The 20,789-nt window shown below is 60.0% G+C and carries 18 protein-coding genes; 10 read left to right on the top strand and 8 right to left on the bottom strand.

The window, feature by feature from the left end; all coding sequences use genetic code 11:
* Position 1: 1 nt before the first annotated feature.
* The 3 genes from ACJBF3_RS24070 to lsrR all read right to left on the bottom strand — a co-directional run bounded on the left by ACJBF3_RS24070 (position 2) and on the right by lsrR (position 4,793).
* Positions 2–2,023, bottom strand: coding sequence for an NADPH-dependent 2,4-dienoyl-CoA reductase (locus ACJBF3_RS24070; RefSeq protein ID WP_045330872.1), 2,022 nt, complete (start codon positions 2,021–2,023; stop codon positions 2–4).
* Between the two features lie 184 nt (positions 2,024–2,207).
* Positions 2,208–3,788: an autoinducer-2 kinase gene (gene lsrK, locus ACJBF3_RS24065; protein WP_045330874.1), complete on the bottom strand. Its 1,581-nt coding sequence runs from the start codon at positions 3,786–3,788 to the stop codon at positions 2,208–2,210.
* Between the two features lie 33 nt (positions 3,789–3,821).
* Positions 3,822–4,793: a transcriptional regulator LsrR gene (gene lsrR / locus ACJBF3_RS24060; protein ID WP_045330877.1), complete on the bottom strand. Its 972-nt coding sequence runs from the start codon at positions 4,791–4,793 to the stop codon at positions 3,822–3,824.
* A gap of 215 nt (positions 4,794–5,008) precedes the next feature.
* On the opposite strand from lsrR, the gene lsrA reads away from it, so the two are divergent.
* The 6 genes from lsrA to lsrG are packed head-to-tail and all read left to right on the top strand — an operon-like array spanning position 5,009 to position 10,694.
* On the top strand, positions 5,009–6,496 hold the full coding sequence (lsrA, locus tag ACJBF3_RS24055; protein WP_045330880.1) for an autoinducer 2 ABC transporter ATP-binding protein LsrA: 1,488 nt from the start codon (positions 5,009–5,011) through the stop codon (positions 6,494–6,496).
* On the top strand, positions 6,493–7,524 hold the full coding sequence (gene lsrC, locus ACJBF3_RS24050; RefSeq protein WP_045330882.1) for an autoinducer 2 ABC transporter permease LsrC: 1,032 nt from the start codon (positions 6,493–6,495) through the stop codon (positions 7,522–7,524). The genes lsrA and lsrC overlap by 4 nt, the downstream gene beginning before the upstream one ends.
* On the top strand, positions 7,525–8,502 hold the full coding sequence (lsrD, locus tag ACJBF3_RS24045; protein WP_045330884.1) for an autoinducer 2 ABC transporter permease LsrD: 978 nt from the start codon (positions 7,525–7,527) through the stop codon (positions 8,500–8,502). It begins immediately after the preceding gene.
* 1 nt (position 8,503) lies between these two features.
* Positions 8,504–9,505, top strand: a complete 1,002-nt coding sequence (lsrB, locus tag ACJBF3_RS24040; protein ID WP_045330886.1) for an autoinducer 2 ABC transporter substrate-binding protein LsrB — start codon at positions 8,504–8,506, stop codon at positions 9,503–9,505.
* Between the two features lie 11 nt (positions 9,506–9,516).
* Entirely contained in the window at positions 9,517–10,404 is an 888-nt protein-coding gene (gene lsrF / locus ACJBF3_RS24035) for a 3-hydroxy-5-phosphonooxypentane-2,4-dione thiolase (RefSeq protein WP_045330887.1), read from the top strand.
* Positions 10,401–10,694: a (4S)-4-hydroxy-5-phosphonooxypentane-2,3-dione isomerase gene (lsrG, locus tag ACJBF3_RS24030; RefSeq protein ID WP_003862606.1), complete on the top strand. Its 294-nt coding sequence runs from the start codon at positions 10,401–10,403 to the stop codon at positions 10,692–10,694. Before lsrF ends, lsrG begins: the two co-directional genes overlap by 4 nt.
* A gap of 248 nt (positions 10,695–10,942) precedes the next feature.
* On the opposite strand, the gene ACJBF3_RS24025 is transcribed toward lsrG, so the two are convergent.
* On the bottom strand, positions 10,943–11,635 hold the full coding sequence (locus tag ACJBF3_RS24025; protein ID WP_406545292.1) for a B3/4 domain-containing protein: 693 nt from the start codon (positions 11,633–11,635) through the stop codon (positions 10,943–10,945).
* A 42-nt stretch (positions 11,636–11,677) separates the two neighbouring features.
* Between ACJBF3_RS24025 and ACJBF3_RS24020 the strand changes: the two genes are divergently transcribed.
* On the top strand, positions 11,678–12,280 hold the full coding sequence (locus ACJBF3_RS24020) for a helix-turn-helix domain-containing protein (protein ID WP_045330889.1): 603 nt from the start codon (positions 11,678–11,680) through the stop codon (positions 12,278–12,280).
* Between the two features lie 69 nt (positions 12,281–12,349).
* Here the strand turns inward: ACJBF3_RS24020 and ygjG are convergent, their stop codons facing one another.
* The gene (gene ygjG, locus ACJBF3_RS24015) at positions 12,350–13,729 is read right to left on the bottom strand and encodes a putrescine aminotransferase (protein WP_045330890.1); all 1,380 of its coding nucleotides are present in this window, start codon (positions 13,727–13,729) and stop codon (positions 12,350–12,352) included.
* Between the two features lie 435 nt (positions 13,730–14,164).
* On the opposite strand from ygjG, the gene ACJBF3_RS24010 reads away from it, so the two are divergent.
* A complete protein-coding gene (locus ACJBF3_RS24010) occupies positions 14,165–15,685 on the top strand; it encodes a PAS domain-containing methyl-accepting chemotaxis protein (RefSeq protein WP_045330891.1) in 1,521 nt (506 codons plus the stop codon).
* A 334-nt stretch (positions 15,686–16,019) separates the two neighbouring features.
* A complete protein-coding gene (locus ACJBF3_RS24005) occupies positions 16,020–17,579 on the top strand; it encodes a methyl-accepting chemotaxis protein (protein WP_045330892.1) in 1,560 nt (519 codons plus the stop codon).
* On the opposite strand, the gene ACJBF3_RS24000 is transcribed toward ACJBF3_RS24005, so the two are convergent.
* Positions 17,576–18,070 (bottom strand): PadR family transcriptional regulator, encoded by a 495-nt coding sequence (locus tag ACJBF3_RS24000; RefSeq protein ID WP_045330893.1) that lies wholly within the window; start codon positions 18,068–18,070, stop codon positions 17,576–17,578. The two genes, ACJBF3_RS24005 and ACJBF3_RS24000, sit on opposite strands and share 4 nt — an antisense overlap.
* Before the next feature lie 147 nt (positions 18,071–18,217).
* On the opposite strand from ACJBF3_RS24000, the gene ACJBF3_RS23995 reads away from it, so the two are divergent.
* Positions 18,218–18,982, top strand: a complete 765-nt coding sequence (locus ACJBF3_RS23995) for a siderophore-interacting protein (protein WP_045330894.1) — start codon at positions 18,218–18,220, stop codon at positions 18,980–18,982.
* On the opposite strand, the gene ACJBF3_RS23990 is transcribed toward ACJBF3_RS23995, so the two are convergent.
* Both ACJBF3_RS23990 and ACJBF3_RS23985 read right to left on the bottom strand, forming a co-directional pair.
* Positions 18,983–20,152, bottom strand: coding sequence for a J domain-containing protein (locus tag ACJBF3_RS23990; RefSeq protein ID WP_045330895.1), 1,170 nt, complete (start codon positions 20,150–20,152; stop codon positions 18,983–18,985).
* A gap of 204 nt (positions 20,153–20,356) precedes the next feature.
* Positions 20,357–20,789: hypothetical protein (locus ACJBF3_RS23985; RefSeq protein WP_248107683.1), on the bottom strand; the 433-nt coding region annotated here is incomplete at its 5' end.

The raw sequence follows: 20,789 nt of genomic DNA, 5'->3' as shown, positions 1-20,789 counted from the left end.
TCTAGATCATCAGAGCTAATTTCGTCCCCTGCGCAATCGCGCGCCGCGCATCCAGCTCCATCGCCACGTCACACCCGCCAATCAGATGCACCGTTTTACCGGCCTCGCGCAGCGGATCCGCCAGATCGCGCTTTGGCTCCTGCCCGGCACATAAAATGACATGATCCACGCGCAGCAGCTGCGGCTCGCCGCCGATCGTAACGTGCAGACCGTCGTCGTCGATCTTCTCGTAGCTCACCGACGGGATCATCTTCACCCCGCGCGAGAGCAGGGTGGCGCGGTGGATCCAGCCCGTGGTTTTTCCCAGCCCTTCACCCGGCTTGCTGGCTTTACGCTGCAGCATCACGATCTGGCGCGGGCTTTTCGGCAGCTGCGGCCCTTCCGGACGCAGGCCGCCGGACTGGCTCAGGCTGGTATCAATGCCCCATTCCACGCAAAACTCGGCAATGTTCTGGCTGGTGGCCTCGCCCGGCTGGCTTAAGTACATGGCGGTATCAAAGCCAATTCCGCCGCAGCCGATAATCGCCACCTTCTCGCCGACCGGCGTTTTGTCACGCAGCACGTCGAGATAGCTCAGCACTTTTGGATGATCGATACCGGCGATCGCAGGCGTGCGCGGTACGATCCCGCTCGCCAGGATCGTCTCATCGAAACCGATCAGATCCGCCGCGCTGACAAGCTGGTTAAGCCGCAGCTCGACCCCCGTCAGCTCGATCATCCGGCGGTAGTAGCGCAGCGTTTCATAGAACTCCTCTTTGCCGGGGATCTGTTTGGCGATATTAAACTGCCCGCCAATCTCCGCCAGTGCATCAAACAGCGTCACGCTGTGTCCGCGTGCGGCTGCATTAACCGCAAACGCCAGGCCTGCCGGGCCCGCGCCCACGACGGCCAGGCGCTTTTTATTGACCGCCGGAACGACCGGCATTTTGGTTTCGTGACAGGCGCGCGGGTTGACGAGGCAGGAAGTGACCTTGCCGACGAAAATCTGATCCAGACACGCCTGGTTACAGCCGATACAGGTGTTGATCTCGTCCGCGCGGCCGCTTTGCGCTTTGGAGAGCAGCTCGGCATCGGCGAGGAACGGGCGCGCCATTGAGACCATATCGGCGTCGCCGCGTGAAATCACATCGTCCGCCACCTGCGGGTCGTTAATGCGGTTGGTGGTGACCAGCGGAACGGAGACTTTTCCCTTCAGCCTGCGGGTGACCCAGCTGAACGCCGCGCGCGGCACCGGCGTGGCGATGGTCGGGATTCGCGCCTCGTGCCAGCCGATGCCGGTGTTGATAATGTTTGCACCTGCGGCTTCAATTGCCTGCGCCAGCCGCACGGTTTCGTCGAACGTTCCGCCGCCTTCCACCAGGTCGAGCATCGACAGGCGGAAGACGATAATAAAGTCCGCGCCCGCACGTTCGCGCACCGCGCGCACCACCTCCACGGCAAAGCGCATCCGGCGGGCATAGTCGCCGCCCCATTCGTCGTCGCGCTGGTTGGTGCGGGCGGCGAGGAATTCGTTGATCAGATAACCCTCTGAGCCCATCACCTCCACGCCGTCATAACCTGCTTCACGCGCCAGCGCCGCGCAGCGGGCGAAGTCGTCAATCAGGGCGAGGATTTCGTCGTGGGTGAGAGCGTGCGGCGTAAAGCGGTTAATCGGCGCCTGAATAGGCGACGGCGCGACCAGGTTCGGCTGATAGCTATAGCGTCCGGTATGCAGGATTTGCAGGGCGATTTTGCCGCCCTCGCGGTGTACCGCGTCGGTCACGATGCGGTGGTGCGGCAGCTGTGACGCATCGTTCAGCACCGCGCCGCCCTCCATGCCGACGCCGGAAGGGGCAGGGGCGACGCCGCCGGTGACGATCAGCGCCACCCCGTGGCGGGCGCGCTCGGCGTAGAAAGCCGCCAGACGCTCGGCCCCGTCCGGATGCTCCTCCAGACCGGTGTGCATCGAGCCCATTAACACGCGGTTTTTAAGGGTGGTGAACCCCAGATCGAGGGGGGCGAATAACGACGGGTAGCGGCTCATAGTCTCTTCCAGTGTAAAATTATTGTTATGTGGTCGGATGAGTTACTAATTTAGCCAGCGGCAGCGGAAAGGTAAAAGCGGGATCGAATGATTGTGATAGATCTCAAAGAACTTCCCCGGTGGCGCTGCGCTTACCGGGGCTACAAACCGTAGGCCGGATAAGCGCAGCGCCATCCGGCGTTATTTACGGCACCGCTGCCCGAACCAACCCCGGTGCCTGCCACATCGACGTCGTCAGCCCGCTGTCCACCAGCCCGAGCTGGTCCGCGTACACCGCCTGCCATTTCTGCATCATGCCGTCGTACAGCTCGCGGTGCGCCGGGTTCGGCGTAAATTCCCGGCTCCACTTCACCAGCCGCTCGCCCGTCGAGGCCATATCGGCAAACAGCCCTGCTCCGGTGCCGGCGGCAATGGCGCAGCCGAGCGCCGTCGCCTCTTTCACCTCCGGCACGCGCACCGGCAGGCCGGTGACGTCGCTTAAAATCTGGCTCCACAGGGCTCCTTTCGAGCCTCCACCCGCAAACACCAGGCTGTCAAACGTCACGCCTGAGAAGCGCGAAATCTGCGCCAGGTTGCAGGCCGAGACGATCGCCGCGTTCTCCTCCAGGGCGCGGAACAGCGTCGCTTTGTTGCATTTTTCCGGGTCGATGGAGAGGTTAATAAACGACGGCGCGGCGTGGTACCACTGCTTAAAATGCATCGCGTCGGAGAAGATCGGCATCACCCCGTGGGAGCCCGCCGGCACGCGGCTCGCCATCTCTTCCAGCAGGGAGTAGGTGTCCACCCCCATCCGCCCGGCAATCAGCTTTTCCTCCGCGCAGAAGGCGTCGCGGAACCAGCGCATGGTCAGACCGGTGAAGAAGCTGATCGACTCCGCCTGCGCCATGCCGGGGATCACGTGCGGGTTGATGCGGATGTTCATGTCCGGGTCGGTGCGTACCTGCGGGAGGTTCACCACCTGCTGCCAGAAGGTGCCGCCCAGCACCGCCGTCTGTCCTGCGCGGACCACGCCCAGCCCCAGACAGCCCAGCTGCACGTCGCCGCCGCCCATCACCACCGGCGTACCCTCGCGCAGGCCGCTCTGCTGTGCGGCTTCACGGGTAACGGCACCCAGCAGGGTACCGGTCTCTTTTACCGGGGAGAGGATATCGGCGCGCAGCCCGGCCATGTCGAGCAGCGCCGGACGCCAGTCGCGGGTGAAGAGGTCCAGCATGCCGGTGGTGCCCGCGTTCGACGGGTCAACCGCCAGCTCGCCGGAGAGCTTCGCCGCCAGCCAGTCGCCGATCATGGTGATGGTGGCGGCGTTGCGGTAGATGTCCGGGCGATGGTGCGCCAGCCACAGCAGGCGCGGCATGGCACTCAGCGCCAGAGTTTGCCCGGAGACGTCATAGACTTCGGATTCAAAACGGTTGTCGTGGATCTCTTTGAGTTCGGCCACCTCGCGGCTGGCGCGGGCGTCGACGTTGGCGCAGGCCCAGATGGCCTCGCCGTTGCGGTCATACAGCACGATCCCTTCGCGCATGGAGCAGCAGGCGACGGACTGAATATCCGCCGCGCCGAGCTGCGCGCGCGCCAGCGCCTGATGAATACACTGGCAGGCCAGCCGCCAGTTGGTGTCGAGGTCGAACTCCATCGATCCCGGCACGTTCTCCACGCTCAGGTGCTTCCACTCGGCCTGGCCGACGGCAATCTGGTTGCCCTGCAAATCGAAAATCACGGCGCGAACGCTGCCGGTCCCTGCATCTAACGCTAAAAGGTAACTCATGAGCTTGCCTCGCTGTTAGCGCAGGGCGGGCTCTTATGTGGCCAGAGCCAGCACCGCGCGGGCTGTCGTCTCCTCCGTCACCAGGCCATTGATACGGCGACCCTTCAGTGCGGCATAAATCGCATCGGCTTTCTCTTCCCCGCCGGCCACGCCAACGATGGTGGGCAGCTGCGCCAGCTCATCAAGCGTGACGCCGAGTAATTCTTTGTGGATCTCCAGCTCCTCGACGCATTCGCCTTTGGCGTTGAGGAAATAGCCGAGAATGTCGCCGACCGCGCCTTTGCGGGCGTACATCAGCTGTTCACCTTCGCTGATGTAGCCGGAGCGCAGTATCGTGGCGTCGCGGCGCTGGTTCACCGAACCAATCCCAACCACCGCCACGTCTGCGGCGGTGGCGGCGAGGATCACGTCCCGCACGCTGGTTTCGCGCTTTAAGATCCCGGCAACGGAGGCGGATGACACGCGCAGCGGGGCGGGGATCATGCTGACGCTGCAGGCCGCGTCCAGCTGGCCGATACCGGTCATATACGGCCCGACGCCGCCGGAAAGCGTTACCAGGCGGATCTGCTGCGAGCTGATAAAGCCGCTCAGGTGCTGCAGGCTGCTCATGGTGGTTTCACCAAAGCCCACCGCCAGCAGCTGGCCGGGCTCCAGCACGCCCATCAGCGACTGCGCCGCGCCAATGCCGAGCCGCACGTTCATCGGCGGCGTATTTAACGCGGGCATGACGCGCACCAGCTTCAGGCCGAAGCGCTGCTGTAGCTCGGTCTCCAGCGCCAGGCAGCCCTCGTAGCGGGAGTTGATCTGCACGCGGATCACCCCGGACTGGCGGCCCTTCTCCAGCAGGCGGGAGATCTTCAGGCGCGGCAGCCCGAGCCGTTCGCCGATATCGTTCTGGGTCAGCCCGTCGTGGTAGTAGCACCAGGCCACGCGCGCCACCAGCTCCTCTTCCGCCAGCGCCAGCCCGGCAAACCGTCCTTCTTCCGCAGTGCGTTTATCGCTCATAGTTGAACTCTTATAAAAATTTAGATCATATGTTCGTGATGGCGCGAAGGGAAAGTGTGAGCCACGCGACAAAACGGATCTTTATGGTGGTTTCTGTTTTATCTGGATCTTAATCGATAAAACTGTGATCCCTGCACGGTTGTAAATATAGTTCACCGTCTACGCTTTTGAACATTATTAAATCTAAAAATCATTTGTTCAATAGCGGAGCGATGATGACACCACTTCTCGACGCACGGCAAATCAGCAAGCAGTTCTCCGGCGTGCCGGTTCTGAAAGGCATTGATTTCACGCTGCTTGCGGGCCAGGTGCACGCGCTGATGGGCGGGAACGGCGCGGGAAAATCGACGTTGATGAAGATCATCGCCGGGGTCGAGACGCCGGACGGCGGTGAACTTTCTGTCGAGGGGCGGTCATATGCGCGGTTTACGCCCGTGCAGGCGCACAGGCTCGGCATTTACCTCGTGCCGCAGGAGCCGCTGCTGTTCCCCAACCTGACGGTGCGGGAAAACATTCTTTTTCGCCTGCCGCGCGAGCACGATCGGGAAAAGCGGCTGGCGGAAAAACTTGAGCAGCTGCAGTGCCAGCTTAACCTCGACGCCGCCGCCAGCACGCTGGAGGTGGCGGATCAGCAGATGGTGGAGATCCTGCGCGGGCTAATGCGCAACGCCAGGATCCTGATCCTCGACGAACCTACCGCCTCACTCACGCCGGGCGAAACCGAACGCCTGTTCCGACAGATCCGCGCGCTGCAGGCGCTCGGCGTCGGGATCGTGTTTATCTCGCACAAGCTGCCGGAAATTCGCCAGCTTTCGAGCCACGTCTCGGTGATGCGCGACGGCGCGGTGGTGTTGAGCGGTGAAACCGCGCAGTTTGACGATAGCGCCCTGATCGCCGCCATGACGCCGGTGAGCCGGGAGAAATCCCTGAGCGAGACGCAAAAGCTGTGGCTGTCGCTGCCGGGCAACCGGCGTACCCAGCCTCAGGATTTCCCGGTGCTGCGCGTGGAGGATCTCACCGGTGAGGGGTTTATCGATCTGAGTCTTGAGATCTACGCGGGAGAGATCGTCGGCCTGGCCGGGCTGGTGGGATCCGGGCGCACCGAGTTTGCCGAAACCCTTTACGGCCTGCGTCCGGTGCGCGGAGGTCGCGTCTGGCTGGAGAATCAGGATATCACCGCCAATTCGGTCAGTTCTCGCCTGGAGAAAGGCCTGGTTTACCTGCCGGAAGACAGGCAGGTGTCCGGCCTGTTCCTCGACGCGCCGATCCGCTGGAACACGGTGGCGCTGAACGAGCCGTCCCTCTGGCAGCAGCGCAAGCGGGAGTCTGCGGTGGTGGAGCGCTATCACCGGGCGCTCGGGATCAGGCTCAACCATGCGGATCAAACCGTGCGCACGCTTTCGGGCGGCAACCAGCAGAAGGTGCTGCTGGCGCGCTGTCTGGAGGCCAATCCGCTATTACTCATTGTCGATGAACCGACGCGCGGCGTGGACGTCTCGGCGCGCGCCGACATCTACCAGCTGATAAAAAGCGTGGCGGCGCAGAACGTGGCGGTGCTGATGATCTCAAGCGATCTCGACGAGTTTCCGGGCCTTGCGGACCGCGTGCTGGTGATGCATCAGGGCGTACTCAGCGGCGAGCTGCCGCGCCACGCCGTCAGCCTCGACAGGATGATGGCGCTGGCGTTCGGAGGGCAATCATGAAGACCTTATTAAACAATCGCGAGCTGAGCGCGTTTCTCGCCATTCTGGCGCTGTTCGCCGTGCTGGTGGCGCTGAACCCGTCTTACTTCAGCCTGCAAACGCTGGGGATGATCTTCGCCAGCTCGCAGATCCTGATCCTGCTGGCCATCGGTGCCGCGCTGGTGATGCTGACCCGCAATATTGACGTGTCGGTCGGCTCGACCGTTGGGCTGTCGGCCATCGCCGTCGGCGTGGCGCTCAACGGCGGCTACAGCCTGCCCGTTTCCATTCTCTTTGCGCTCTCCATCGGCGCGCTGGCCGGCGCGTTCAACGGCGTGCTGGTGGTGGGTCTGCGCATTCCGGCGATTGTCGCCACCCTCGGCACGCTGGGGCTGTATCGCGGGGCGATGCTGCTCTGGACCGGCGGGAAGTGGATTGAAGGGCTGCCGCCGGGGCTGAAATCCCTCTCCGAACCGCTTGCCATCGGCATTTCGCCGCTCGGTGTGGTGGTGTTGATTATCGCGGCCGCAGGCGCGTGGACGCTGTCGCGCACCGCATTCGGCCGTGATTTCTACGCCGTCGGGGATAACCTCGCCGCCGCGCGCCAGCTGGGCGTGGCGGTGAACCGTACGCGAATGCTCGCCTTTACCCTGAACGGCATGCTGGCGGCCTGCGCCGGGATTGTCTTTGCCGCACAGATTGGCTTTGTCCCCAACCAGACCGGCAGCGGGCTGGAGATGAAGGCCATCGCCGCCTGCGTGCTCGGGGGGATTTCGCTGCTGGGCGGCACGGGCACGCTGGTTGGCGCGCTGCTCGGCGCCTTCTTCCTCACCCAAATCGACACCGTGCTGGTGCTGTTCAGGCTTCCTGCCTGGTGGAACGACTTTATCGCTGGCCTGGTGCTGCTGGGCGTGCTGGTGCTCGACGGGCGGCTGCGTCAGGCGCTGGCGCGCCACCAGCGGGCGCTGAAGTACGGTCGCTTCCAGCCGGGTCACAGAGGGGGAAAGCACGTCACCCCGTTTCCCAAACGCAAAAAAGAGGTGGCGTAAATGAAGCTTAGCTGGGAAAGCGCGCTGCTCATTTTACTGGTGCTGGAGATCCTGCTCTTTGGCGCCGTCAATCCGCGCATGCTTGACGTCAACATGCTGCTGTTCAGCACCAGCGACTTTATCTGCATCGGCATCGTGGCGCTGCCGCTGACGCTGGTCATCATCAGCGGCGGGATCGACATCTCCCTCGGCTCGACCATCGGCCTGTGCGCCATCGCGCTGGGGGTGATGATGCAGGCCGGATGGCCGATGGCGGTGGCCATTCTGCTGACGCTGCTGCTCGGCCTGCTGTGCGGATTATTTAATGCCGCGCTTATTCACTATACCGGCATCAGCCCGCTGGTTATTACCCTCGGCACGCTCTACCTCTACGGCGGCGGGGCGCTGCTGCTTTCCGGCATGGCGGGGGCGACGGGCTATGAGGGCATCGGCGGCTTCCCGGACAGCTTTACCGCCTTCGCTAACCTCACGGTGTTGGGCTTGCCGATCCCATTGGTGCTGTTCGCGGTGATTACCGTCTTCTTCTGGCTCATTACCCACCGCGGGCGCTTTGGTCGTCATCTGTTTTTGATTGGGCAAAACCCGCGCGCGGCGCGCTATGCGGCGCTGTCGGTGAACGGCATGCCCTACGCGCTGTACGGTCTGGTGGGCGTGGCTTCGGCGATTGCCGCGCTGGTGATGGTCTCCTATTTCGGCTCCGCGCGTTCGGATCTGGGGCGCGATTTACTCATGCCCGCGCTCACCGCCGCCGTGCTCGGCGGAGCCAATATCTACGGCGGGTCAGGTTCGGTTGTGGGGACGGCGCTGGCGTCGCTGCTGGTAGGCTACCTGCAACAGGGTTTACAGATGGTCGGCATCCCCAACCAGGTGTCGAGCGCGCTGTCAGGGGCGCTGCTGGTTGTGGTGGTGATGGGACGTTCGCTGAGTCTGCATCGCGAATGGGTGCGTTCTCTCTTTAAAAAACTATCCGGAGCGTAAGATGAAAACAAAACTGCTCGTCCTGGCAATGGCCCTCAGCTTCGCCTCGGCGCAGGCGGCGGACCGCATTGCCTTTATCCCGAAACTGGTGGGCGTCGGCTTCTTCACCAGCGGCGGCAACGGCGCGAAAGAGGCGGGGAAAGATCTTGGCGTGGACGTCACCTACGACGGCCCAACAGAGCCGAGCGTTTCCGGCCAGGTGCAGCTGATCAACAACTTCGTCAACCAGGGCTATAACGCGATTATCGTCTCCGCCGTGTCGCCGGACGGATTATGCCCGGCACTCAAGCGCGCGATGCAGCGCGGCGTTAAGGTCCTGACCTGGGACTCCGACACCAAACCGGAGTGCCGCAGCATCTACATCAACCAGGGCACGCCGGAACAGCTCGGCGGCCTGCTGGTGGAGATGGCGGGCAAACAGGTCACCAAACCGAATGCCAAAGTGGCGTTCTTCTACTCCAGCCCGACGGTCACCGATCAGAACCAGTGGGTAAAAGAGGCGAAGGCCAAAATCGAGAAAGATCATCCCCAGTGGCAGATCGTCACCACCCAGTTTGGCTATAACGACGCCACTAAATCCCTGCAGACCGCCGAGGGGATCTTAAAAGCGTATCCGGATCTGGATGCGATCGTTGCCCCGGACGCCAATGCGCTGCCGGCGGCGGCGCAGGCGGCGGAAAACCTGAAGCGGGAAGGAGTGGCGATTGTCGGGTTCAGCACGCCAAACGTAATGCGCCCGTACGTTGAGCGCGGCACGGTGAAGGCCTTTGGCCTGTGGGATGTGGTGCAACAGGGCAAAATTGCGGTCAATGTCGCCGATCGTTTACTGAAAAAAGGCGATCTTAACGTTGGCGACAGCGTAGAGGTGAAAGATCTCGGCGCGCTGAAGGTCGAGCCAAACAGCGTGCAGGGCTACCAGTATGAGGCGAAGGGCAACGGCATCGTGCTGCTGCCGGAGCGCGTGGTGTTCACCAAAGAGAACATCAGCAAATACGATTTCTGACGGGGGAGCAAATGGCTGATTTAGACGACATCAAAGACGGGAAGGATTTTGGCATCGGCACGCCGCAGGTGAACGTGCCGTTCACGCTGAAGGGCTGCGGCTCGCTGGACTGGGGCATGCAGTCCAGGCTTTCGCGCATCTTCAACCCGCAGAGCAATCGCACGGTGATGCTGGCCTTTGATCACGGCTACTTCCAGGGGCCGACCACCGGGCTTGAGCGTATCGATCTCTCCATCGCCCCGCTGTTTGGCGAAACCGACGTGCTGATGTGCACCCGCGGCATCCTGCGCAGCACCGTGCCTGCGGCCACCAACAAACCGGTCGTGCTGCGCGCCTCCGGCGGTAACTCGATTCTGGGCGAATTGTCCAACGAGTGCGTGGCGGTGGCGATGGAGGATGCCCTGCGCCTGAACGTCTGCGCGGTCGCGGCGCAGGTCTACATTGGCAGCGAGTTCGAGCATCAGTCGATCAACAACATCATCAAGCTGGTGGACGCGGGCGCGCGCTACGGCATGCCGACGCTGGCGGTGACGGGGGTGGGGAAAGAGATGGCGCGCGATGCGCGGTATTTCTCGCTCGCCAGCCGCATCGCCGCCGAAATGGGGGCGCAGTTCGTCAAAACCTACTACGTGGACGAGGGTTTTGAAAAAGTCACCGCCAGCTGCCCGGTGCCGATCGTCATCGCCGGGGGCAAGAAGCTGCCGGAGCACGAGGCGCTGGAGATGTGCTGGCGCGCGATTGACCAGGGCGCGTCGGGCGTGGACATGGGGCGCAACATCTTCCAGTCCAGCGCGCCGCTCGCCATGCTGAAGGCGGTGAAAAAAGTGGTTCACGAGAACTGGAATGCCCGCGATGCGTTCCAGTTCTGGCAGGAAGAGAAACAGGGAGAAGCAAAATGAACGTGACGTTAGTGGAAATCAACATCAAGCCCGAGCGGGTGGACGAGTTTCTGGAGGTGTTTCGCGCCAACCACGAGGGGGCGATCAAGGAGCCGGGAAACCTGCGCTTTGACGTATTACAGGATCCCAGGGTGAAAACCCGGTTCTTTATCTACGAGGCCTATAAAGACGAAGAAGCGGTGCTGGCGCATAAGCAAACCCCGCACTATCTGGCGTGCGTGGATAAGCTTGAGGAATTGATGTCAGAGCCGCGCAAGAAACGCAGTTTTGTGGGGCTGTTGCCGGAGTAGGGGCTTTGCCCGGTGGCGCTAGCGCTTACCGGGCCTACGGGTGTGGTGCGGTGTTTGCCCGGTGGCGCTAACGCTTACCGGGCCTACGGGTGCGATAAGGTGCGGTGTTTGCCCGGTGGTGCTGCGCTTACCGGGCCTACGGGGGCGATAAGGTGCGGTGTTTGCCCGGTGGCGCTACGCTTACCGGGCCTACGGGGGCGAGGTTCGATTGGTTTTGTAGGCCGGGTAAGCGCAGCGCCACCCGGCGTTTACCAGGCCAGCTCCAGCCGCTGCACCCGAGCCGTGGATCCCGGCATCAGCCGCTGCAGGTTGTTGACCAACTCTTCTCCTGCCTCTTCCAGTGCAGCAAGCGGCATCGACGGCAGACTTTCAAGAATAAACCACATCGTTCGCGCCTGGCTGTCCAGACGAGTGCGTATCCCCTGTCGCCAGTTCCAGCGGCGGCAGGTAACGCCGAGGTCATCGCGCCAGATAACCTCGCCCGGCTCCGGATGTTCCACCACCGGCTGCCCCTCTTTAAAGGTGTCGAAAGGTTCATCACCGTCGGCCAGCGTCAGGCGTGGCGCACCCGAGTAGGCCGCGAGATTTTCCCCGCCCACCGGAATGGCATAGCGAATACTCACTGCGTTATAGATATCCACGACCGGATCTAACGACGGCAGCGAGCCGTCTTTTAAGACCCGCTTGCGCAGAGCGGAGGCCGAGCACGGCGTGCGCTTCGGTTTCGCGCCGAACGCTTTAAACACCTCATCCCAGTCTGAAAGGTGTGCATCTGCCCACGGCACATCATCATTTAACACCTGCTGGCAGGCCTGCGCCAGCGCGACAGGGGCGATCTCTGGATGGGTAATCGGCGCGGCTTCAACCAGAATGCTCAGCGCCCGAAAGCCCGGGGCAATCCCGGCAAGACGCGGATCTATTGACGGCGTAACGAGAGACATAAATAATCCTGTATTGACTGTTTTATACCATGGTAGTGACCAATGACTGATAAAGTCAATATAATGACTGTGCAGGGAGCCGATGTTGCTCAGGTAAGCCTGGCCGTGGCGAACCGCATCCGCAACTGGCGTAAGGATAAAAAACTGTCGCTGGACGAGCTGTCCCGCCGCGCCAGCGTCAGCAAAGGGATGCTGGTTGAGATTGAAAAAGGGGCGGCGAACCCCAGCATTGCCATTTTGTGCAAGCTGGCCGCCGCGCTCGGCGTGTCGGTGGCGGATATTGTTAACGTCTCCAGCGAGCCGGTTATCCATGTCATTGAAGAACAGGCCATCCCGGTGCTTTGGCAGGGTAAACAGGGGGGTTACGCCAGACTGCTGGCAGGCACGGCGGGCCCGAATATGATTGAGCTGTGGCAGTGGGAAATGCATCCGGGAGAATGCTTTACTTCACCGGGACACCCGGCAGGCACGTTTGAACTGCTGCACGTGAACGCGGGCGTGTTAACCCTGACGGTGGACGAGACGGTAACGCGGGTCGCTGCCGGAGCGTCGGCGGTGGCGAAAACGGAAGCCGCGCACGGCTATGCCAATGAGGGCGATACCGTGCTTCGCTTCACCATGACCGTGGCGGAGTTTCACCGATAAAAAGCAGCCCGGGTGGCGCTACGCTTACCGGGCCTGCAACGTCACCCCGTAGCGCCACCCGGCATTTTTTTACGCCTCTTCCACGCTCACCCGCAGCGCGGCCAGCGCTTTACGCGCCGCTTTCAGCACCTGCTCACACTGCTCGACGGTCAGCGTCAGCGGTGGTTCAACCCGGATGGTTTTCGAGTTGTTGAGCGTGCCGGCCACCAGCACCCGCTGGCGGAACATCTCGCTCGCGAAGCTGTAGCCGATTTCGTTATCAACAAACTCAATCGCCATCAGCATCCCTTTGCCGCGCGCCTCCTGCACGAGGTCCGGGTATTCCCGGCCCAGCTGGCGGAAGCCGTCCAGCAGCATGTCGCCTTTCTGCTCCGCCTGCGCGGGCAGGTTTTGCTCCAGCAGCACGTTGATGGTTGCCAGCGCTGCCGCGCAGGCCAGCGGGTTACCGCCGAAGGTGGTGGTATGCAGGAACGGGTTGTCGAACAGCACCGAGAACACCTCTTCGGTAGCCACCGTCGCGCCAATCGGCATCACGCCGCCGCCGAGCGCTTTCGCCAGGCACAGAATGTCCGGCTGAACGTTCTCATGCTCGCAGGCAAACATCTTGCCGGTGCGCCCCATCCCGGTCTGCACTTCGTCGAGGATCATCAGCGCACCAAACTCATCGCACAGCTGACGCACGGCGGGCAGATAGCCCTGCGGAGGGAGGATCACGCCGCCTTCCCCCTGAATCGGCTCCAGGATCACCGCCGCCACGTCATCGCCGGTTTTACGGCATTCACTCAGCGCGGTACGCATGGCGTTAATATCGCCAAACGGCACGTGGCGGAAGCCCGGCAGCAGCGGCATAAAGGGCTTGCGGAAGGTGGATTTGGCGGTAGCGGACAATGCGCCCAGGGATTTCCCGTGGAACGCGCCGCTGGTGGCGATGAAGGTGAATTTCCCGCGCGGCGACTGGTACGCTTTGGCGAGCTTAATCGCCGCTTCGACCGATTCCGTGCCGCTGTTGCTAAAGAAGCTGTATTTCAGTTTGCCGGGCGTGAGGGCCGCCAGCGTTTTCGCGAGCATGGCGCGAAGCGGATCGAGCAGTTCCTGGCTATGGAGAGGTTGTTTCGCAAGTTGATTCTGTACGGCGGAAACCACAACTGGATTACGGTGCCCCACGTTGAAAATTCCAAACCCACCCAGGCAATCAATAAACTCCTGTCCCTGGGTGTCGACAAGCGTGTTCAGACTTCCCGCTTGCCACTCTACGGCTCCGTAATCCCCGCCGGCGGTAACAGATTTGCGATACTCCAGAAATCCTGGATTGACGTGCTCTTTAAAGTAATCGATGACCTCTCGGTTAAGCTGTTTCATCTCCTCATGATCGAGCGTTCGCTTTTCAATGAGATTCAGTGCGTGCGCGGTACAGGCAAGAGCCGAGGCGCTGGAAGGTAACCTGTTCAAAATGTGCTCCCGGGGATCGCGTATCACATGATACCGATTTAAGTATTGCAGGGATTACGCCACTTCAGAGGCCTTAACGAAAATCGGGATAAACGCCAGGTTAAAATAATGTTGCACAATATTTAATCATGCCGACAGAAGCGAAACGGGATTTAGCGGTACGGGGCAGAGAGCATAAATGAAGAGGGAAGCGCGCCGCTGCACTAAAGCAGTGCAGATGCTGCAACTTAAGCGGGCATTAACCGGTCATGCTTTGCCGGTAATTTCTTTGCGAAAGTATTTGAAATCAATGAGTTAAAAAATCGTACAAAAAGTATGGTTTAAGTCAAATCTGCGATCTCCATCAAGTTTAACAACTAAAGATAAATTGTTTACCGCCGAAAAAACATTGACCCACAAAATTAACATTCAAATAACCTGCAAGGGATGCACGCCATGTCCTCTCCAACCTATGTCACCCAGAATGAATATCCTCTGGACGATGACACCACCTTAATGTCTACCACCGACGTCCACAGCTACATTACCCACGCCAACGACACCTTTGTGCAGGTGAGCGGCTATCAGCTTAATGAGCTGACGGGCCAGCCGCACAATATGGTGCGCCATCCCGATATGCCAAAAGCCGCGTTTGCCGATATGTGGTACACGCTGCAGCAGGGCGAGCCGTGGAGCGGGATTGTCAAAAACCGACGCAAAAACGGCGACCACTACTGGGTGCGTGCCAACGCGGTGCCGATGGTGCGCCGCGGGCAGGTGACGGGCTATATGTCGATTCGTACCCGAGCCACCGCAGAAGAGATTGCCGCGGTGGAGCCGCTCTACCGGGCGCTGAACGACGGGCGCTGTAAAAAACGTATTCACAAAGGGCTGGTGGTAGGCAGGGGCTGGCTGGGCAAACTGCCGGCCATGCCGCTGCGCTGGCGCGTGCGCAGCGTAATGGCGGCGCTCTTTGCCGTACTCGCCGCCACGCTGGTAACGACCTCCGCAGGCTGGGTACCGCTCGCGGCGGCGGCGGCGGTGATGCTGCTGGGAACCGTGCTGTTTGAGCAACAGATTGTCCGCCCGGTAGAGAATGTGGCGCGACAGGCGCTGATGGTGGCCACCGGCGAGCGCAACAGCGTGCAGCATCTGAACCGCAGCGACGAGCTGGGGCTCACGCTGCGGGCGGTAGGGCAACTGGGCCTGATGTGCCGCTGGTTGATCAATGACGTATCGAGTCAGGTAGTGAGCGTCCGTGACGGCAGCGACAGGCTGGCGCAGGGCAATGACGATCTGAACGATCGCACGCGTCAGACCGTGGCGAACGTGCAGCAGACCGTTGCGACGATGAACCAGATGGCCGCGTCGGTGCAGAGCAACTCCGAAACCGCCGCCGAGGTGGATAAACTCTCCGTGGCCGCGAGCAGCGCGGCGACAAAGGGCGGCAATGCGATGCAGACCGTCGTCAAAACCATGGACGACATCGCCGACAGCACGCAGCGAATTGGCTCGATCACCTCCCTGATTAACGATATCGCTTTCCAGACCAATATTCTGGCGCTCAATGCGGCAGTTGAAGCGGCCAGAGCAGGCGAGCAGGGGAAAGGGTTTGCCGTGGTCGCGGGTGAAGTCCGCCATCTCGCCAGCCGCAGCGCCAGCGCCGCGAATGATATTCGTAAACTCATTGATGCCAGTGCCAGCAAGGTGCAGTCCGGCTCTGAGCAGGTACACGCCGCAGGCCGCACGATGGACGATATTGTCGAGCAGGTGAAAAACGTGACGCAGCTTATCGACCAGATCAGCCACGCGACCTCCGAGCAGGCAACCGGACTGTCAGAGCTGACCCGTTCGGTGGCCGAACTCGACAGCATCACGCAGAAAAACGCCGACCTGGTTGAGGAGAGCGCGCACATTTCGGCCATGGTGAAACACCGCGCCGGACGGCTTAAGGATGCGGTGACCGTGCTCCATTGAGTCAGTTATGTTCCAAAAGCCGCTTATTCCGTAAGAAATAAGCGGCTTTTTATCGTCTGGTTGTGACTATTAATGTGTTTTATTGTTAATCTAATATTAAATAACTAAAGAAATTGCCTCGGTTATTTATTCCTGCCTAAGTCAGTTATCCAGAACACTATTTCGAAAAATGCCCATCCCGTGGTCTGGTAACGATCAATGGAGCAATATTAATAGCCTATACCTATCCATCATGACGGTTATGAAATAAAAAAACGATCAAAGTCATAAAGTTAGCCAAATCGTTACCGATAACAGCGATCGTCTGAGAAATAATCACATCGATGGAGAAAATATGTTCTTACATGACGTAAAGATCGGCACGAAATTATTTCTGGCGTTTGGGTTCTTTATTGTCCTGATGGCGATCAGCGCGAGCCTGTCTCTGATGAGCCTGAACCGGGCAAATAACGGGATGCAATCCATTATTACCAGTGATTATCCCACCACGGTAAAAGCGAACCAGTTAATTGATAATTTCCAGGAATTTATTAGCACTCAACAGCTGATGCTGCTGGACGAGCAGGGGACCTACACGGGGCAATCTCAGCAGCACCTGAAAGAGATTAGCGAGCATATCACGGTGATTCTGGGCGAGCTGAACAACGTGTTGCAGGATCATAAGTCCCAGCAGGTGCTGGCGGATATCCGCAGCGTGCGCCAGCAGTACCTGGACTCGCGCTACCGCATCCTGCAGGCGGTGCAGAACAACAACCGTGCTGGCGCTATTCAGGAGATGATGACCACCACCCTCGCCGTGCAGCAGGCTTATAAAGCGAAGGTGAAGGAGCTGATTGCTATTCAAAACAGCGAGATGCAGAGCGCGGGCGTGCAGGTGGAAGGGGATTTCAGGTCTAACCGCCTGCTGCTGATCCTGATCACGCTCTTCAGCGTCGCGGCAGGCAGCCTGATCGGCTGGTTTATCGTACGCGCTATCACCCGTCCGCTCGGCGAGGCGGTACGTTTTGCAAAAGCCATTTCAGAGGGCGATCTGACGGGCAGCATCACGCCGCACGGCAAAGATGAAACGGGCCTGCTGCTGCATGCGCTGATGGAGATGAAAACGCGTCTGCTGGACATTGTGCAGCAGGTTCAGACCGGCTCGGAGAATATCTCCAGCGCGGCCGCGCAGATTGTCGCCGGGAACCAGGATCTGGCCGCGCGCACGGAGGAGCAGGCCAGCTCCGTTGAACAGACCGCCGCCTCGATGGAGCAGATCACCGCGACGGTGAAAAATACGGCCTCGCATACCGGCGAAGCGACCAACCTCTCGGCGGACGCCGCCACGGTGGTCAAAAACAACGGCGAGATGATGAAGCAGGTGACCAGCAAAATGCGCCTGATTAACGAGACGTCGAACCGGATGTCCGACATCATCGACCTGATCGACGCCATTGCTTTCCAGACCAACATTCTGGCGCTGAACGCCGCGGTGGAAGCGGCGCGCGCCGGGGAGCACGGTCGCGGCTTCGCGGTGGTGGCGGGTGAAGTACGCCAGCTTGCCCAGAAGAGCGCATCGTCTGCCAGCGAAATCCGCGAGCTGATTGAGAGCTCAACCAGCCAGACCCAGGACGGGATGAACCTGGTCGAAAAAGCGAGCGCGCTGATCAACGGCATGGTCGGCAACGTGGAGGAGATGGACGTGATTCTGCGCGAAATTCGCCAGGCCAGCCACGAGCAGACGGAAGGCATCTCGCAGATTAACAGCGCGATTGGCCTGATTGATGCCACCACCCAGCAGAACTCCGCGCTGGTGGAGGAGTCCGTCGCGGCGGCGGCATCGCTTAACGAACAGGCGATGCACCTGAAAGAGCTGGTACGCGTCTTCCGCGTGAGCGAGCGCGCGTCGGCTTAATCCAGCTGGGAGATCTCAAGCGCCGCGCGGTCAATGACGCCGATAATCTGCCTGAGCTGCGCGTCGCTGAGCTCTCCCTGATTCACCTTCAGGTCTAACACCGCTTTGAAGTTATCCAGCGCCCGCTTCATCTGCGGGTTTTTGCGCAGCTGAAAACCGACGCTGCGCGCTTTGATACGCGCCTGGATCTGTTCCAGCTGTTCCCGGTTTTCGTCCAGCCAGCGTAGTCCTTCAGCGGTAATCGTAATCTTCTTACGTCCATTCTCTTCTTCCGTAATGGTGATAAAGGTCTGATCCTGAAGATAATCCAGGGTTGGATAGATGACGCCCGGGCTTGGCGTGTAGTTTCCCTGCGTCAGGTTCTCGATCTCTTTGATCAGCTCGTAGCCGTGGCTTGCGCTGCGGGTCAGGAGATCGAGAATCACCAGCCGCAGATCGCCGTGGCCGAAAAAGCGCGGTCGACGCCCGCCGCTATCGTGTTCGTGTTGCATAGCAGATCCTTAAATTTGATATATCTAAACTATATCTAAGATATATTCAGATGCAATCTAAAAGATCTTGCATTTTTCCTTATTAGTAATCATTATCATTTAAAATTTGATTTAGATATATCGTATTCATCAGAGAAGGGGCTAAAAATGGCATCTATCCGTTACCCACAGCGTGTTCGTAACGATCTGCGTTTTCGCGAGCTGACGGTGCTTCGCGTTGAGCGCGTGAGCGCGGGTTTCCAGCGCATTGTGTTAGGCGGTGAGGCGCTGGAGGGGTTTAGCTCCCGCGGCTTCGACGACCACACTAAAGTCTTTTTCCCGGCACCCGGGGCAACGTTTGTGCCGCCGGTGGTGACCGATGAAGGCATCGACTGGGGCGACGGCGTGCGCCCGCAGGCGCGCGACTATACGCCGCTGTACGACGAGGCAAACCATGAGCTGATGCTCGATTTCTTCATTCATGACGGCGGTATTGCCAGCAACTGGGCGTTAAATGCGAAAGCAGGGGACAAGCTGACCATCGGCGGCCCGCGCGGTTCGCTGGTGGTGCCGGAAGATTACGCCTGGCAGCTGTACGTGTGCGATGAATCCGGCATGCCCGCGCTGCGCCGACGCTTAGAGGCGATTGCTAAACTGCCGGTTCGCCCGGAGGTTCATGCGGTCGTGACGGTCGGGGATGAATCTTATAAGACGTATCTGGCGCACCTGAGCGAATTCAACATCACCTGGGTGGTGGGCCACAGCGAGCAGGCAGTCGCGGCCCCTCTGGCGGCGCTCACCGTTCCGGGGGAGGACTACTTTATCTGGCTGACCGGGGAAGGGAAGGTGGTGAAAAGCCTGAGCCGTCAGTTTGAAGGCGACGGCATTGACCCTCAGCTGGTGCGTGCCAGCGCATACTGGCACGCCAAATAATCAGGCTGCCGAATCCAGCTGCGCTTCGCTCACCTGATGTTCGAGCGAGGCGCGTACCTCGTGCAGCGCTTTTTCCTGCTGAGCAAAGTACGCTTCCATATTGCTCAGCGAGGAGACCAGCAGCCAGGACTCTTCTTTCTCCAGCTCTGCCAGCTCGTTCACTAAGGTGTCGATCTGCTCGCGGACCTGGGCCATTTTTTTGCGGATGCGTTCCAGATCGTTCAGCCTGTCGCTTGCCATCAGCGGCTCGAAGCCCTGCTGCAGGCGGGCCACCAGCGAGCGAATGGCTTTCACATCGCCGCGCTGCTTCGCCTGGTTGAGCTGCACCATCATATTGTTGGCTTCTTCTTTCAGATCGTCCGCCACCAGGTCCGGGTGGCAGAGCTTGCTCGCCTGCCGCCAGAGACGCTTGAGTTCGTTCTGATCTTCTTCTGAAAGATGCTTCCCTTTGCGCAGCCGCACCTCGGCATCGTGATGCTGCTCACGATACTTCTCGTACTCTTCGTTAGCGTCGTCGCGCGCCTGACGCGCAGGCTCCTCTTCGCGCGTTAAGCCGCTCTCCAGCTCCTGCGCTTCTGCCAGCAGGTTGGCAATCAGATTGCTTTGCTGCTCCAGATGCTTACGCGCCTCGGCGGCCTGCACGGAGTCGGCCGGGAGATCGCGCCAGCGCTGGGTGAGCGTCGCCAGCACCTCTACCGCCTGCGCCATATAGCGCTGGCAGCGACGGTAATCTTCCTCGCGACGACGCGCCTCCGCCTGCTGGCGACGCAGGTTCAGCTCCGCCAGCGTTTTACGCAGGGCGAGGATCTGCTGCATCAGCGGGCCCAGACGGGAGAAGTAGAGATCGTTGAACTCATCAAGCTGCTGCACCCGGGCGTTGCGGCGGTCAATCAGATCGCGCAGACGCTCTTCCAGAGCCCTCAGCTCCAGCTTGCTGGCGGCCACCTGCGGATCACGCCACGGGGTTACGGCGCGCTGCCCCTGCAGCCACGCGGTAATGGCCGCCATGGCCGCGGTGTAGTTCTTCTCCTCAAGCGCCACGACGATTGCCTGTAGCTCATCGTCAAACGCTTCATTTTTCAGGCGTGTCAGCTGGCTCTGGATGATGTCGTCATCTTCCAGCTCAATGGCATTTTTAATGATTTCTAGCCGTTTGATCGGTGTGCTCATGATGCCTTTCGCTTTGGCGCTTAAGTATTTGAGTTAAGGGTAGTTGTTGTAAACGCTACAGGAAATAATACACACGGATGATGATCGGCGCGATGGGGGATTTCTTTAGTTTTGCAGTTTGTGAGGTGGGGAAGTGAGCAGGAGCCTGTAAGGTGGAGGGTGAGGATAGCTCCGTTTCCTGCTCTACCTGTAAACCACGCTTGGCTATTGGCTTTGTAGTTCCTTCAACGCGCCTTGTGCGGCATTCTCAATCTGTTCGCAGAACGCTTTCCCGCCTTCCGGGCAGCTATCCGCGGCGTTTCTCACGACTTTATCGAGCTCGCGATCGTTCGTGGTCGTATCGATGTGATTAATCATCCATGACTCAAAAGCGCGATCGTTTACAGATAGCTGCATGAGTTGATGGGAGGTATTCCAGTTGTTGGCTAACAGCCCGACAATAGTCGCTGATATCCCTTCTGCGATGTATCCCTCATCACACTGTCTGTAATTTTTGTAAAAAGAATGGACGCCTTGCCAGTCGTGATGACCTGCTCCCCGTTGATTAATACACCGCGATGTTAGTAATGTCTTCATAAGCCACATGAGGACGTCCACATGAAGAAGCGTTTTTCCGATGAACAGATCATCAGTATCC

It is taken from the genome of Enterobacter sp. PP-008-ECC_S150 (assembly GCF_045257065.1).
Taxonomy (GTDB): domain Bacteria; phylum Pseudomonadota; class Gammaproteobacteria; order Enterobacterales; family Enterobacteriaceae; genus Enterobacter; species Enterobacter chengduensis.
This window is presented reverse-complemented; position numbering and strand designations above follow the sequence as displayed.